We start from the raw sequence: 13,670 nt of genomic DNA on the forward strand, positions 1-13,670 counted from the left end.
GTGAAGACTTTCTTCTATTAAAAATATTAAGGAATGGAATTTGACATTCAAAATTAGCTTAGAAAGAAAGGGGGAATTATATGAATTCACAAAAAAATGTTTTGAGTGGCGAGATAAAGAAAACTCTGTTGCCGGAATATGTGCTCATATCTATATTAACGTTATTTTCATTTGGGCCTCAATACTTTACAAGTCTTTCCTATATCTTGAATCAAATGGTTATTCAAAATGGACTTAACTTAAGTACACACGTTATGTTACTTCCATCCATTTGCTCAAATTTGGCTTTTTCTCTAGGTCTCCCATTTGGTCGTATCCTTCCCATGAAATATGGAACAAGAAAAATTTATCTTACTTTCATTTTCATATTCCTTGGTGGAACGATCATCAATATCCTATGCTGGGGAATCATTCCGCTCACCATTGGCAGATCACTCCAAGGTTTAGGGGCAGGTGTATTGTTTTTGACAATCCTACCGCATAGTTTAAGGTCTTACCCAAACAAGGTGCGGAATCTGTTTATATTGTTTGCGATAGGTGGTTTATTTGGTTGCAGCGCGGTAGGTGCATTTGTTGGATCCTTATCTTTAAGTATTTCAGAGTGGCGATGGATATTCTTGTTAAATATTCTCTCATCCCTCATTTGCCTTGTAATCGGATTCAGAATCTTACCCAAAACGAAGCCAGAGCTAAACTCAGGAACGACGAAACATAACATGAAAGGAATTTTCTTATTCACTTTATTAATATTGGACTTGATTTTCCCGCTGTATAACTTACAAGAACACGGCTTTACATCAAATCAGGTATGGCCATTTTTTGTGATTGCTCTTCTATTGGCGTTATTGTTCATAGCGGTTGATTTTAATGCTGTGGATCCCTTTATTCCAATCCGATCATTGTGGTCAGCAAAAACAGTTTCAGGAACAATTATGGCTGTAACTGCACATATTGCTCTTATCGTCGCGATTGCAGGAACTAATGGGTTTTTGCGTAACATTCTAGATCCTCCATTCATATACCTTACTTATTTTTATTTTTGGTTTTTTGTTGGATTCTTGGCGTCTGGTATCGTCTGTACTCTGCTATATGACAAATGGGGTGCAGGCAGGCTGGGAATGGTAGGTTCCATCATCATAATAATGATCAGTATTCAATGGAGATCAATGGGAACCGAGGTTTCTTTAACGGCAATAAATGTTCAAATGGCTTGTATTGGCGTAGGCGTAAGCATGGTGCTATTATCAGGGGCATTGGGAACAGCACTGGCAGGTGACATTCACAAGGCAGTACTACGGTCGTCATCCCTGCATTCTATGAGAAATTTATTTGGTTCAATTGCTGGACCAGTAATAGGATGGTTTGCTTTTCGAATGCATGCGATTCACTATGAAGAAGTTCGAGGGGAAATATCACTATTGAACCCCGAAACTAACTCAGAGATGGCCGGGTTGGTCCGCAATTATATCAATAATGGACATACACTGACAGAGGCAAAAAGCATGGCCTATTATTCAATGGTTGTGAATAGTCAAAAAGGTGCGCTTCTAGGGGCTTACCATGATTTATTTACCATTCTCCTGGTATTAGGCATAATCATGTTGTTAGCTTCCATCGGAAAGGCTGTAACGGGTAAAGGAAGGTCGCTAGTGCAGAAAGAGCAGCACATTTTACTTCCAGCACCATTGGAAAAAACGAATAAAAAGGGGAGATACGTATGAGTAAAAGTCGTTTAATAATAGCCAATATATTGGGTGTTCTTGTTGTAATCGCTTTGCTGGCAGGCGGTGCATACTTTTATTATCAAAATGAGAACTTTGTGAAAACTGATGATGCGAAGGTATCTGCAGATATGGTTCAAATTGTAGCACCAGCTTCTGGTATGCTCAAAGATTGGGATATTAAAGAAGGTAAAGCTGTTACAAAAGGAAAGGCAATAGGAATAATTGAAGAAGAAGGTCAAGACGTTTCCATAAAGTCTACCATGGAGGGAACGATTATTAAAAATGGAACCGGAAATGACCAGTTAGTACAAGGTGGCCAAGTGCTAGCCCAAGCAGCAGACCTCAAGCATTTATACATTACAGCTAACATCAAGGAAACAGATTTAAAGGATATTGAAAAAGGCGATTCAGTGGATATAAACGTAGATGGCGATACCGATGTAACTTTCGAAGGAAAAGTTGAAGAAATCGGCTATGCTACTAAATCTGTATTTTCGTCTTTACCAGAGTCGAATACGGGCAATTTCACAAAGGTCACTCAAAAAGTTTCTGTTAAAATCTCAATTATGAATCCATCTGCCAAAGTACTTCCTGGTATGAATGCTAAAGTTAAAATCTCGTTGTAGATGAAAATTCGCATCAATGCATCAAAGAGGAGTGGGGAATTTTATGGAAATCTATGTAGTCTATGATAGTGAAGGTGAACATACAAAGGCACTGGCATATTCAATAGCGGAAGGGGCTCAAGAAGTGTCTGGTGCAGAAGTTAATATAGATCATGTGGATCAGGCAGATGTATATAAGCTATCGAAAATGGATGCGATTGTATGGGGATGTCCTGGACATTTAGGGACGATTAGCTCTGGATTGAAGGCATGGATTGATAAATTAGGGTTCTTATGGGCAGAAGGTAAGCTTATAAACAAAATTGGTGCTGTATTTTGTACGACTGCTACCGTCCATGGAGGATTAGAAGCAACGATGCTTAACCTCATTACTCCAATGCTTCACCAAGGGATGATTATCGTGGGCTTACCTGGTAATGTTCCAGAAAATGCTTTATATGGATCTTATTACGGGGTAGGGGTGTCCTGTCCTGTTGATAGTACAGATTTGCTTCCTAAGCAAGCACAAGAGTTAGGAAGAGCTCTAGGAAAACGTGTAGCGGAAGTCACACAAACTCTAACACATGTACAGTAAGGGGTTGGTCAGATGGTGACCATTATTGCTTGCATAGGATTGGCTATGGCTGTTATTGGGGGATTGTTCAAGATTAATTTCTGGTCAACTTCAAAAGAAGAGATGGCACGTGAAACGGTTATAAACGAAACTGGTAAGGAAGCCATCCATTCACCTGACAAATCAAAATTGGTTCCAGAGGAGACTCTAACTGCTTCCGCTGGGCAGGTTAAGCACATGAACGATCAGGCCTACCGCCAAGCCCTTCAATGTTTCCAGGAAACGACACAGGAAGATTTAAACATCAAGGGATTGGCTATGAAGGATGAAGAATATAGAAAAGCGTTAAAAACCATGGATCGTAAGCGTGAAAATGAAAAAAACAGAGAAGTGTAGAAAAATTCCTAAGGATGAACTAACTCTAAAAGTTAGGTGAAATTAAATCGTGTGTTAAGTACAACTGCAAGGTAACGGTTCTTAGACATTATGAATGCGTGACCCTTTCGATCGGTAAGAGATTAGAGGATTAACAATAATTTAATAGCTGATCTCTGTGTAAAGGCTGATAAGGAAATCTTGACGAAAGCGGCTTAAACCTACCAAATTACCATGAAATTGGAGAAGCGCTTGATTCTCATGCACAATTGTGAGGAAACTTAAATAATATCGAGGCTGTGGAAATAATAGATAAGTATGAACAGCACCTCCGATTTTGGATATTATCCAAAATTGGAGGTGCTGTCTTTTTGACTGAATTCCTAATTATATTACGCGTTTTAGGGGGATGACGGGCTTTATTACCTTAGAAAATTATTGGTTCTTAGGTTGCGTTTTTTTTTACATTATTACCCGACTGCTAATGTGTGAAATGATGGAAGTTATAAACGGGATTTTTTGTTTCCTTTCCATTTTAATTTTTTGATTCAGAAATGATTTTTTCAGTCAATAGTGAATGAAGGACATCCCGTATGGAACCGATACTTTTGAGATTTTACAATTCAATAATGAATTCACAGACTGGTTAATAGCCTAATTGAAGGTGATTTAATGTTTGGCACGGCACTTGCATTATTATCTGGGAATGAATCTGGAAATGAATCTGGAAATGAATATGGAAATAAATCTGGAAATTATTCTGCGGAATGATTCTCCTATTGGAGGTGCGAGGTGAAAGGGGGTGAAAAAACAGACGACCACCATGTATAAACCATCATTAAACTGAAAATGGAATCATTGGCTTTCCCTAAATACAGCTTGTCTGCACGATCGTTACGCATGAAAAAATGAAAGCGCTAACAATGGATACCTAAGCTAATTCTATAGGCGGAGAATAAAGGGAATTAAAGCTTATTGGCCCTACCCGAGATGTTGATGCTATGGGAGATTTAGTGAAAGTGTTTTTAATACAGATGTGTGCTATTAAAATATGGACAAGATTGTAAGACAGGGAATGAACAGAAAAAAGAAATTCATTAATTTTAAAGGAGGAAATAAATGGAGATTTTGATCCAGCAGCTTTTTAATGGTTTGACGATTGGCAGCGTATATAGTCTCGTTGCACTGGGATTGACGTTAGTATATGGAATTTTGCATATTCCGAACTTTGCCCACGGTGCCCTATATATGTTGGGAGGATATATCACGTTATCAATGATGACATTATATGGGGTCAATTACTGGATTGCCATGTTCGTATCCATTATCGTTGTTGGTTTGTTGGGAGTCCTTTTGGAACGTTTCGTGTTCCGCCTTTTAAGGGAGGCACCCCCGTTGCACGATAAGATTGCAGCAATCGGCATTCTCCTTTTTCTTGAAGCTTTTGCCCAATTTGTCTGGGGTGCCGACTTCCATACTATGACTTCTCCATATGGTCAAGTCGTCAATATCGTGGGCCTGACGTTCACACTTCAGCGATTATTGATCATCGTGTCAGCTATCGCAGTGATGGTTTTACTTTACCTTTTTCTAAAGAAAACTTATGCCGGTTCGACCATAATTGCAATGTCCCAAAGCCGTGAAGGGGCGTCATTAGTAGGAATCAACATTAATAAAGTCGCGATGCTTACCTTCATGATATCGGGGGGATTAGCAGCCATCGCTTCATCCCTTGCATCACCTATTAATCTTGTTTTTCCCGGCATGGGGCATTTAGTCATCCTAAAAGCCTTCGTCATTATCATATTGGGTGGGATGGGCAGCATCCCGGGGGCGATCGTAGGTGGATATATCCTAGGTTTCAGTGAGAGCCTTGGTGCAACCTATATTTCAAATGATTATAAAGACATCATTGCATTCATACTTTTAGTCATCATATTAACGGTGAAACCAACAGGTCTTTTTGCAAAGGGGGAGAGGTAGTGTGAAGATATTAACGAAAAGAAATGGGATTATCGCTCTTATCATCTTTGCTTTTTCATTCCCCTATATCGCGCAAAACGATTATTATCTCCATATGCTGACACTTTCGTTCATCTGGGCGATAGCTGTTTATGGAATCAATTTATTATCAGGCTATACTGGGTATCTCTCGCTTGCCCATGCTGGATTTTTTGCGATTGGAGCATATTCTCTTGGTTTGCTCACAGTAAAAGCGGGAATGAACTTTTGGCTGGCACTTATATGTGCATGTTTAATCACATGTGCCATGGGGGTTTTAATCGGTTTGATTGCGCTGAGGACAAAGGAACACTTTTTCGCGATTTATACCCTATGTGTGGGTTACATCATATATCTGGTGATCGATAAATGGGAGGGACTTACAGAGGGGGTTAGGGGGTTGATCGGGATCCCTGCTCCCGGGAATATAGGGCCGATCACATTCGATAATGCAACATCCCAATATTATCTCGTTCTCATTTTCCTGCTTGCAGTGATTTTAATCGTGTATCGAATTATACGCTCGTTGACCGGCAGAACGTATATGGCCATCAGGAACAGCGAGGACCTAGCACAAACGATTGGTATATCCACAATGAAGAATAAGTTAACGGCATTTGTACTATCAACATTCTTCGCAGGTTTGGCAGGTGCCTTGTATGCTTCATTCATTCGTTTCATTGGACCTGATATCGGATCAACTGCCATCATGTTCGATTTATTGATGTATTTATTGGTTGGTGGAATCGGCACACTTTCAGGTCCATTGGTAGGAACATTATTATTAGTAATCCTGTCGCAGAATCTGCAATTCCTTCAAGAATATCGAATGTTGATATTCGGACCATTACTTACGGTGATCATTATCTTTTATCCGCGCGGAATCGCAGGGGCCTTCTTTGATTGGCAAAGAAAGCGAAAAGATAATGCGTTGTCCGGGGTTAGGGGCGAATTGCACATAAAAGCTGAGGAGGGGTGAATTTGCTAATTGAAACTAAGAATTTGACAAAGCGTTTCGGAGGATTGGCGGCCGTCAATAATGTGGATTTTTCAATTGAAAAAGGTAGAATCAATGCAATAATCGGGCCAAATGGTGCAGGGAAATCCACTTTTTTTAATTTGATCAGTGGCTTTCATCGACCAACTTCCGGGACGGTCCTTTTTAAAGGGATTGATATCACCAAACTTCCTGCCAATGAAATAGCGGGGCTCGGAATTTCAAGAACCTTTCAAACGACAAGCCTTTTCGATCAATCGACCGTGTTGGATAATGTCATTGTCGGTCATAGACTGCGAACAAAATCCAATTTGGTGGATGCCATTCTAAGAACAAAACGTTTAAAACGGGAGGAAGCGGCTTGCAGGGATAAGGCTATGGAGGTGCTTGATATTGTCGGATTAACGGAATCGGCTGACAGAATGGTCTCGAACATCTCGCAGGAGGAAAAGAAACGGACAGCCATTGCCCTAGCCCTAGCGACAGAACCGGAAATCATCTTTCTTGATGAACCTGCTGCGGGAATCAACCCGGATGAAACGGAAGGATTGACAGAACTGATTAAAAAATTGAATCGCTCAGGACTGACCGTTTGTTTAATCGAGCACAAAATGCATATGATCATGAACTTAGCAGACCACATCATGGTCCTTAATTATGGAGAAAAAATTGCCGAGGGCACACCTAAGGAAATCCGCGGAAATGAAGCGGTGATTAAAGCGTATTTGGGAGGGAGTGCCAGTGCTTAAGTTAACAGATGTCGCAGTGAATTATGGAAGTTTCACTGCGATAAACCATGTGAATATCGAAGTTGCCGAGGGAGAGATCGTTGTTTTGCTAGGAGCTAATGGGGCAGGAAAAAGCACGACTTTTCGTTCCATAAGCGGAATCAGTAAGCTTTCCAAGGGCGAAATACATTTTTTGGGCATGCCAATAGGGGGCCGTGCCCCGGATAAGAATGTTCGGGAGGGGATCGTACAGTGTGCCGAAGGACGTAAACTGTTTCCACAGATGACCGTTCAGGAAAATCTGCGGATGGGTGCCTATGTACATCGAAAGAAAAAAACGGAGATCAAGGATTCCTTGGAATACGTCTATCACTTATTCCCGATTTTAAAAGAAAAGCATCATGATGAAGCGGGAAGCCTGAGCGGCGGCCAACAGCAAATGCTCGCAATTGGAAGGGCTTTGATGTCGAAACCGAAATTGTTGATGCTTGATGAGCCCTCGGTGGGACTCGCTCCACTCATTGTCGAACAAATGTTTCAAGTCATTGAAGAAATTAACTGCGAAGGAATCACGGTCCTGCTTGCTGAACAAAACGCGAATGCTGCCCTAAGCATTGCAGATAAAGGATATGTTTTTGAAAATGGGGAAATTGTCGTTCAAGGGACTGCAAGTGACTTATTAGCCAATGATGAAGTAAGGAAAGCGTATATTGGGGCATGAATAAAATGAATGGGGGATTTTTATGAAAAAACTGAAAGTATTATTTGTCTTTCTCCTGCTAACCATCACTGTTTTGACAGGGTGCAATAAAGGGGGTAGCCCTGTGTCTAGCAGTGGCAGTAAAGGAAAAAATGACAATGTCGTAAACATCGGTTTTAGCGGTCCTTTAAGCGGGGCAGCAGCGTTATATGGGAAACGGACATTGAATGGAGTCGAAATGGCCGTCAATGAAATTAATGATGCTGGTGGTTTTGAAGTAGATGGTAAGAAATACACGTTAAACTTAGTATCTTTGGATGATAAATACTTACCTAATGAAACTGGATCGAATGCTAAACGTTTAATTCAGGAATATGATACGCCGATCATTTTCACGCCCCACAGCGGAGGGGTGCTGGCACTTCAGGTTTTTAATGAACAAGAGGAATTCATCATTGGTGCATATACGAGTGAACCGGCAGTGACCGAGAGCGGAAATTCATTAACTGTTCGTATTCCACCGAATTACGAGGGGTATATCGAGCCTTTTACAACATATGCGATGGAACATTTCGGCAAGAAAATTGCCGCTTTGCCAACATCTTCGCAATACGGTAAAGACTGGACGGAAGCGGTGCTCCCACATTGGGAAAAGCAAGGCGGAAAAGTCGTTTATAATTCTTCGATTGATTTCGCCAAAGAAACCGATTTCTTTACGATTGTCACAAATGCCTTGAAAAAAAATCCTGATGTGCTATTCATCGGCGGAGCTTCGGAACCTACGGCAAAAGTGGCGAAACAAGCTCGGGAGCTGGGATTTAAAGGCGGTTTCATCATCATGGATCAAGCTAAGCTGGATCAAATGAAACCGATTGCAGGTTCATATGAAACATTGGAAGGCTCGATTGGCGTTCTGCCATTGATGGACTCAGATGAAGAAGCAGTGCCTGCATTCGTCGAGAAATATCAAAAGAATTATAAGGAAGATCCAAGCTCCGAAGTAGGCTTGAATTATATCGCCATGTATGCGTTTGTGGAAGCGATGAAATCTGCAGGCAGCGTTGATGATGCCAAGGCCATCCGTAAACATATGCAAGACGGACTTTCAAATATAGGGCCAGATCAAAAAATATACGATATTCCCTCGATTGATGAAAATGGAGGATTTGCATCAACTATTGTCGTCGGTGCAGTAGAAAACGGGAAAGTAGTCCCAATCCGTTAACTGGGTAAAGGAGTGCAGGTGTCCCGGGTCTGGAGTAGTATACGAGTTTAGCATTTTGCAAAATTGCGTGTATCGTTCCGATAAGGTGACGGTACACGTTTTTTTTGTTGGGAAAATCCACTCTAAAAATAGTAGGCTCCTATGGGTAAATTACGGCACTCTGAAAGGGATAGATGCAAGTCCGCCAGCATCGGGGTTTTGAAGAACGGAGATTGCTGATTAACAAATTTTACAAAAATATCTTGTCTTCGAGTAATGAAAACGCTATCATTGAATATAATATGAAATATAATTTCATTATTTCCTATTAAAAAATGAAATTATATTTAAGTGATGTTTATAGGAGGAGTTAATTGTCTATGGAAGAACATTTGCGTTCATTAACGACTGAATTACGGAACGAAAAGACGATGAATATCGACAGTGCAAATACGATGGAGATCATTTCTGCAATCAATAAAGAAGATTTTAAAGTGGCAGCAGCAGTTCAGGAGGTATTGCCAGAGATAGAAACGGCAGTTGAATGGGCTTGCGAATCGTTAAAAAAAGGGGGAAGACTCATATACATCGGGGCAGGTACTAGCGGAAGGCTCGGTGTTCTGGATGCCGTGGAATGTCCCCCGACTTTCAGCACAACACCTGATCGGGTGCTGGGAATAATCGCAGGAGGGGAAAAGGCTTTTGTTCGGGCTGTTGAAGGTGCAGAGGATAAAGAAGAGTTTGGGGAAAATGACCTGATTGACGTGGACCTTACAGCAAATGATACGGTTATTGGCATTGCGGCAAGCGGCCGCACCCCTTATGTGAAGGGCGCTTTACGCTATGCAAGAAAAGTCGGGGCTAAAGCGGTCGCTTTATCATGCAATAATAACGCGAGCATCACGAAAGAAGCTGATATAGGGATTGAAGTGGTGGTCGGGCCGGAAGTGTTAACAGGATCCACGAGAATGAAAGCGGCAACTGCACATAAAATGGTACTCAATATGATTTCAACGGCAACCATGATCCGATTGGGCAAAGTCTATGAAAATCTGATGGTTGATGTAAATGTCAGTAATCAAAAACTGAAGGACCGTGCAGTAAACATCATAGAAACAGTAACGAATGCTGACTATGATCAAGCTTTGAAAACGCTTGAAAAGGCAAATAATCAAGTTAAGCCAGCGATCGTCATGATAAAAACGGCAACAGATTATGAAAAAGCTATGGAGTTACTGGAAAAAGCGGATGGGGATGTCAGAAAAGCCATCTCGATCTATGAAGATTAGGAGGGAAGCAATGGCTACGGGAGGATTATCCATCATACAGACGATGTTGAGCAAGCTGCCGCAATCAGAACAAAAACTAGCGGAATATATTCTACAGAATCCCCATGAAGTTGTGAACAGCACTGTACAGGAATTAAGTACGTCTGCCCAAACAAGCGGGGCTGCCGTTATTAGGTTGTGTAAATCGCTTGGAATAAAAGGATATCAAGATCTGAAAATAAGGATTGCAGGAGATTTGATGAAGACGGTTGAACAGGGCTACCGTGATATCGAGCCTTCCGAATCACTGTACCGGATTGTGGAGAAAACAACGAGTAATTCGATTCAGACCATCCGGGACACATCTGAAATAATCGATCATGATAATCTCAAACATGCCATAACGCTGATGCTGAATGCAAAAACCGTCCACTTTTGCGGTGTGGGTGCTTCGAATATAGTTGCTGCGGATGCTCAGCAAAAATTACTTCGCATCAATAAAGGAGCAACGGCTTTTACAGATATGCATTTAGTTGCAACCCTGATTGCAAATGCTGATGAGAATGACATCGTTTTTGCCATTTCATTTTCTGGGGAAACACCTGAAGTTGTCAATATATTGAAGCTGGCAAAGGAACGTGGGGTCAAGACAATCGGGATGACCCATTATGGCCAAACAACGGTATCTTCTTTGTGTGATGCCACATTGTTTACATCCCATTCTAATGAAGCACCATTTCGAAGTGCAGCAACTTCCTCACGATTGGCGCAATTATATATGATTGACATTTTGTTTTTGGGGATGGCTTCAGAGCAGTATGAAGAAACAGTCCAATATATTGATAACACCAGGTCTGCCATTAAATCGATGACAGATCGATATAAATGATTAATCCGAGATTTGACAAAGGGGGCTTATGAATGGGTAAGGGGGATAAGTACGCCAGTTTAGCAGAAGAGTTATTGGGGAAATTAGGTGGGCCATCTAATGTTGCCGATGCTGCACATTGTATGACCAGACTGAGGGTATTGCCAATCGATCGTTCGAAAGTAAAAATGGAAGATATAAAAAATACGGAAGGCGTTTTTGGCGTCATTGAAGAGGAAACGATACAAATCGTCCTCGGACCAGGCGTGGTGAACAAGGTTCATACAGAATTTGAAAGGCTTCTGGGGGAGGCTTCTGGAGATTTGAACTTAAAAGAAGTTGCCTCGAAGAATAAATCAGAGATTGATAGGAAAAACGCAAAACCATTTAAACTTTTTTTACGCAGGATTGCAAGTATTTTCATCCCTTTAATTCCCGCCTTAGTGGCATCCGGTTTGATTACCGGTATTACAAAGGCAATCGTTCAAGCGGGCTGGCTTGCAGCAGAATCACAATTAGCCATCATTTTAACCGTTATCGGATCCGGTCTGTTTGCCTACTTGGGGATTTTGGTTGGGACCAATGCTGCAAAAGAATACGGCGGATCACCTGCACTTGGTGCCCTTGCTGGTATCCTGGTCATAAACCCGGCCGTCGGCGACATTTCATTGTTCGGTGAAAATTTGCTCCCTGGCCGCGGAGGGTTGATCGGAGTGCTCTTTGCAGCTATTTTCATAGCCTTGGTGGAAAAACAGGTCAGGAAATTCATTCCACAATCACTGGATATCATTTTGACGCCAACCATCGCTTTACTCGTTACCGGGATTGTCACTTACATTGTATTTATGCCGGTAGGAGGGTTTTTATCGGATGCCATTACGACCGGGTTATTGAATGTATTGGATTTCGGCGGTGTTGTAGCTGGATTCGTGCTTGGGGCGGCCTTCCTCCCTCTCGTCATTACTGGTTTACATCAAGGTTTAACGCCTGTCCATCTAGAATTGATAAATTCGATTGGTGATGATCCACTGCTACCCATTTTGGCGATGGGTGGCGCGGGCCAAGTGGGAGCGGCATTTGCCATCTATATGAAAACGAAGAAAGCAAGTTTGAAGAGAGCTATCGGAGGAGGCCTTCCTTCAGGGATGCTAGGTATTGGTGAACCCCTAATATTTGGAGTGACCCTGCCATTGGGCCGGCCCTTCTTAACTGCATGTTTAGGTGCAGGAGTAGGCGGGGCATTCCAAGCTCAATTCGGAATCGCCACGTCTTCCATCGGTGTGTCCGGACTGCCGCTTACCTTTCTAGTTCATCCAAACCAAATTGCCCTGTTCCTTGCTGGGTTGTTCATTTCCTATATAGCAGGTTTTATTTTTACGTATCTGTTCGGATTTAAAGATGAAATGGCGGTTGGATTTAAGTGATCGGAATTTCATTTTATCTACAGGACCCGCATGCAGAAACACAAATTATACATGCTGCAAACCTAGGAGTGAAGAGAGCATTTACTTCGCTCCATATTCCTGAAGAAAAGGGAGACCTCGTGAAGAGGATGATCAGGCTTTTAAAGCTTGCAGAGGACTATGGAATGGAAATCCATGCAGATGTCTCATTAAATACGCTTGATCATTTGGGGATTAACAAATTTACGGATTTAAGGCCATTAGGTATTAAAGGGATTCGCCTTGATGATGGGTTCGGTAAAGAAATGGTCATTTCTTTATCTAAGGTGTTTTCACTCTCACTTAATGCAAGTACGTTGAATGAAGATGAACTTTTAGCCGTGCTTGGGGGCGGTGTGGAACCGGAAAATCTGATAGCTTGGCACAACTTTTATCCAAGGCCTGAAACGGGCCTTGAAGAAGTGTTCTTTCATGAACAGAATAGAATGTTCAAGAAATACGGCATACCGATCTTTGCTTTCATCCCGGGTGCAGGAAGTAAACGCGGTCCTCTTCATGAGGGCCTTCCAACGCTTGAAAAACACAGGTTGATGAATCCTTACGCCGCCGGAATTGAGTTGATACAGCATGTGGAAGGAGTTTACGTTGGAGATCAAGGAACAGAGGATAATCTACTTGAGAATCTAACTGCATATGAAAATCTGAAAATTCTAACTGTTAGAGTGGAATCCCGACTTTTGGAAAGCGGACTGTATAAATTGAGGCCAGATGTTTCTCAAGATGTTTTCCGGCTGCAGAATACCCGGGTCACCGCAAATGTTGAGCCGAGTAATACAGCTGCACGAAGCCTTGGATCCATAACGATGGACAATGATGCTTACGGAAGATATCGGGGAGAGGTTCAAATTTGCAAAAGAGACCTAGGGGCAAACCACCGAGTCAACGTTATAGGAAGAGTTATAGAAGAAGATTTACCTTTGCTGTCCCTTCTAAAGCCTGGTCAAACGATAAAACTTATAATTGGGTAAACAATTGGACTCCAAGAATCCAGGGGTAAATGGAAACATTTCATGAAGGCTTTTTTAAAGAGGCGGCTGCTGGGATTCCCGATGCTGCCTTGATTTCTTTATGATCTATATAGTTCATTTCCATTCATCTTTACCCCTTCACGGCAGTGGTTTTGAATTGTTGCTAACAGAACTAAAAAGAATACAAGGGAGGAA

Annotated in this window: 13 protein-coding genes; all 13 read left to right on the plus strand. The window is 41.7% G+C overall.

The annotated features are described in order from the left end of the window. The first annotated feature begins 80 nt into the window (after positions 1 to 80). The 13 genes from J7I90_RS01275 (at position 81) to J7I90_RS27920 (ending at position 13,475) form a co-directional block, all read left to right on the plus strand. Complete coding sequence (locus J7I90_RS01275; protein WP_214768051.1) at positions 81 to 1,721, plus strand: MFS transporter; 1,641 nt, start codon at positions 81 to 83, stop codon at positions 1,719 to 1,721. Continuing rightward, a complete protein-coding gene (locus J7I90_RS01280) occupies positions 1,718 to 2,350 on the plus strand; it encodes an HlyD family secretion protein (protein WP_214768052.1) in 633 nt (210 codons plus the stop codon). The genes J7I90_RS01275 and J7I90_RS01280 overlap by 4 nt, the downstream gene beginning before the upstream one ends. A 43-nt stretch (positions 2,351 to 2,393) precedes the next feature. Then, positions 2,394 to 2,924: an NAD(P)H-dependent oxidoreductase gene (locus tag J7I90_RS01285; protein ID WP_214768053.1), complete on the plus strand. Its 531-nt coding sequence runs from the start codon at positions 2,394 to 2,396 to the stop codon at positions 2,922 to 2,924. A 12-nt stretch (positions 2,925 to 2,936) separates the two neighbouring features. Further along, complete coding sequence (locus J7I90_RS01290; protein ID WP_214768054.1) at positions 2,937 to 3,299, plus strand: hypothetical protein; 363 nt, start codon at positions 2,937 to 2,939, stop codon at positions 3,297 to 3,299. Positions 3,300 to 4,397: 1,098 nt separating this feature from the next. Continuing rightward, complete coding sequence (locus tag J7I90_RS01295; protein WP_214768055.1) at positions 4,398 to 5,261, plus strand: branched-chain amino acid ABC transporter permease; 864 nt, start codon at positions 4,398 to 4,400, stop codon at positions 5,259 to 5,261. A gap of 1 nt (position 5,262) precedes the next feature. Beyond that, the gene (locus tag J7I90_RS01300) at positions 5,263 to 6,258 is read left to right on the plus strand and encodes a branched-chain amino acid ABC transporter permease (RefSeq protein WP_396020085.1); all 996 of its coding nucleotides are present in this window, start codon (positions 5,263 to 5,265) and stop codon (positions 6,256 to 6,258) included. Between the two features lie 2 nt (positions 6,259 to 6,260). After that, complete coding sequence (locus J7I90_RS01305) at positions 6,261 to 7,025, plus strand: ABC transporter ATP-binding protein (protein ID WP_063576371.1); 765 nt, start codon at positions 6,261 to 6,263, stop codon at positions 7,023 to 7,025. Beyond that, on the plus strand, positions 7,018 to 7,725 hold the full coding sequence (locus J7I90_RS01310) for an ABC transporter ATP-binding protein (RefSeq protein ID WP_214768056.1): 708 nt from the start codon (positions 7,018 to 7,020) through the stop codon (positions 7,723 to 7,725). The genes J7I90_RS01305 and J7I90_RS01310 overlap by 8 nt, the downstream gene beginning before the upstream one ends. A 22-nt stretch (positions 7,726 to 7,747) precedes the next feature. Next, on the plus strand, positions 7,748 to 8,929 hold the full coding sequence (locus tag J7I90_RS01315; protein ID WP_214768057.1) for an ABC transporter substrate-binding protein: 1,182 nt from the start codon (positions 7,748 to 7,750) through the stop codon (positions 8,927 to 8,929). 359 nt (positions 8,930 to 9,288) lie between these two features. Next, entirely contained in the window at positions 9,289 to 10,197 is a 909-nt protein-coding gene (gene murQ, locus J7I90_RS01320) for an N-acetylmuramic acid 6-phosphate etherase (protein ID WP_214768391.1), read from the plus strand. Between the two features lie 10 nt (positions 10,198 to 10,207). Continuing rightward, complete coding sequence (locus J7I90_RS01325) at positions 10,208 to 11,065, plus strand: MurR/RpiR family transcriptional regulator (protein ID WP_214768058.1); 858 nt, start codon at positions 10,208 to 10,210, stop codon at positions 11,063 to 11,065. Positions 11,066 to 11,097: 32 nt separating this feature from the next. Continuing rightward, positions 11,098 to 12,468, plus strand: coding sequence for a PTS transporter subunit EIIC (locus J7I90_RS01330; protein WP_214768059.1), 1,371 nt, complete (start codon positions 11,098 to 11,100; stop codon positions 12,466 to 12,468). Further along, positions 12,465 to 13,475: a MupG family TIM beta-alpha barrel fold protein gene (locus J7I90_RS27920; RefSeq protein ID WP_214768060.1), complete on the plus strand. Its 1,011-nt coding sequence runs from the start codon at positions 12,465 to 12,467 to the stop codon at positions 13,473 to 13,475. Before J7I90_RS01330 ends, J7I90_RS27920 begins: the two co-directional genes overlap by 4 nt. The last annotated feature ends 195 nt before the right edge of the window (positions 13,476 to 13,670 follow it).

This window comes from Bacillus sp. ISL-57, from assembly GCF_018613135.1.
GTDB lineage: Bacteria > Bacillota > Bacilli > Bacillales > DSM-1321 > Peribacillus > Peribacillus frigoritolerans.

Coding starts and splice junctions, on each gene's coding strand:
- J7I90_RS01295 (WP_214768055.1), top strand. CDS start 4,398: ATGGAGATTTTGATCCAGCAGCTTTTTAATGGTTTGACGATTGGCAGC.
- murQ (WP_214768391.1), top strand. CDS start 9,289: ATGGAAGAACATTTGCGTTCATTAACGACTGAATTACGGAACGAAAAG.
- J7I90_RS01325 (WP_214768058.1), top strand. CDS start 10,208: ATGGCTACGGGAGGATTATCCATCATACAGACGATGTTGAGCAAGCTG.
- J7I90_RS01275 (WP_214768051.1), top strand. CDS start 81: ATGAATTCACAAAAAAATGTTTTGAGTGGCGAGATAAAGAAAACTCTG.
- J7I90_RS01280 (WP_214768052.1), top strand. CDS start 1,718: ATGAGTAAAAGTCGTTTAATAATAGCCAATATATTGGGTGTTCTTGTT.
- J7I90_RS01330 (WP_214768059.1), top strand. CDS start 11,098: ATGGGTAAGGGGGATAAGTACGCCAGTTTAGCAGAAGAGTTATTGGGG.
- J7I90_RS01285 (WP_214768053.1), top strand. CDS start 2,394: ATGGAAATCTATGTAGTCTATGATAGTGAAGGTGAACATACAAAGGCA.
- J7I90_RS01290 (WP_214768054.1), top strand. CDS start 2,937: ATGGTGACCATTATTGCTTGCATAGGATTGGCTATGGCTGTTATTGGG.
- J7I90_RS01315 (WP_214768057.1), top strand. CDS start 7,748: ATGAAAAAACTGAAAGTATTATTTGTCTTTCTCCTGCTAACCATCACT.